Below are 1778 nucleotides of genomic sequence, written 5' to 3'. Positions count from 1 at the left end.
GTTGTTTTACGGTCTCTAATAAACTTTAATTATTTCAAAGAACAGAAACAAGCTTCATTAATGAAGCTTGTTTATTTTTAATAAACTGATTATCAGTTTTTAATTTTCATATTTTTCAAAAGTGCCAATTTGGAACATTACGCTTTAATTACATTGAAAAAGATGAGCATAACGCTCATCTTTTTTCAATATAAACTATAATTTAATTTACTGTTTTTTAGTAGTTTAATCTCAATGATTAGTCCATCAACTAATCTGTACCATTACCCATTATTGAAGTAACTTAAATCTTCTAGTCTTGTATAAATGTCATAAGTGAATTTTTCTCTGTAAAAACAATTAAAATCATTTTTTGAAATTTCTAACACACTCATACCTGTACTAACATTTTCAAATTTAAGATCTTCAAGAAAATACTTCATTGAAAAATTATCAACTGTTTTCATTTTAAGTACTTCATCATATTTTTGACCAAAAGAGACTATCTTAGTTTCACTGTCATTTAATAATACGGCAAAAGAATTAAAGTTAGTTGTTTCTCCTTGTAAAAAATACTCACAAAGAATAATTTTATCAAACTCTTGCTTATAATCTTTGTTCAAAGTATTAATAAATGTTTGAAAAGACTCTATAGTTGCATATTTTAAATCATCTTTGCATTTAGAGCTATTAAATATTCTGTCTAATTTTATTTCTTCTAAAGAAATTTTTTCGTTACTATTATTACAAGTGAATAATAATAGTAATAGTATATAAGTGATTTTTTTCATTATTCTAATCTTCTTAAAGGTATTCCATTTTTAGCTCTTATTAGATTTTCAAATATACGAGCATTCTTTTCTTCTTTTGTATAAGGTAATCTTGAGCCTCTTATCCTTTGTTGAGGATCAGGATCATCAACAAAATCTGGATCAATTTCTCCTGTAGAACTTTTATCAGCAACGCCATTTACTAAATTAACTGCATGTCCTATTTCATGACCGAAACCAACATATGCTGGACGTTCTCGATTATTGTTTACATCTTTTCCTCCTTTTTTTCCTTGTGGATTATAATTAATGTCTACTACATCTGCTGGATTAGGTGTCCCATCTGAGTTTAGATCACCCGCACCAGTTGTCGTAGTACTGTTGCCTTCAGAGGAAGTATATTTTACTTGTACTATTGAATCTGTACCTTCTACTAAAAAATTAACCGCATTTGTTACTTCATCACATTCTCCTTCACAATCACTATTTGATACAAATACTTTTCCACTTTCATCAACACCTAAAGTCTGACTAGTTAATTTATTAAGATCTGCTAATGCATCTGTTTTAAATTTCTCATATTCTTCATCAGACATACCTTCACTTCTTCTTATAATGACATCATCTGGCGACATCCCATCTGGGTCAATAAAACGTGTTGGGCTATTAAAAGCATAATTAAATGGAGAGTGTCTACGCATTTGTTCTGCAAGTGGATCTATATTCATCCAACGTCCAATAGCAGGGTCATAATTTCTAGCACCAAAATCTAAAGTGTTTAAATCAAACGGATCATTAGATTCTTCCATTCCGTTGTAACCATAAGGATGATGGTCTCCTTGAATCACGTCATTATACCCTTTGTGTTTAAGTCCAAAAGGATAGTAATTATTTTCTTCAATAATCTCACTATCTAAATCTCCATCCCCATCAATATCTGTATCAAAAACACCATCATTATTGGTGTCCTCTGCGATATCTATAATACCATCTCCATCAATATCACCATAACTTAGCCTAATGTTACCT

General features: G+C 29.8%; 2 protein-coding genes. Both read right to left on the bottom strand.

What is annotated here, in order from left to right:
- Nucleotides 1-263 precede the first annotated feature (263 nt).
- Nucleotides 264-770 carry a hypothetical protein gene (locus tag ACVC2P_RS04460; RefSeq protein ID WP_452597282.1) on the bottom strand — a complete coding sequence of 169 codons (507 nt, stop codon included), beginning with the start codon at nucleotides 768-770 and terminating at the stop codon, nucleotides 264-266.
- Nucleotides 770-1778, bottom strand: a 1009-nt coding sequence (locus ACVC2P_RS04455) for an RHS repeat-associated core domain-containing protein (RefSeq protein WP_452597281.1), incomplete at its 5' end; no start/stop codon positions are given. The genes ACVC2P_RS04460 and ACVC2P_RS04455, both read right to left, overlap by 1 nt.

This window comes from Pontimicrobium sp. MEBiC01747 (assembly GCF_053601635.1).
The sequence above is the reverse complement of the archived record's forward strand: the minus strand, read 5'-3'. Positions and strand labels throughout refer to the sequence as shown.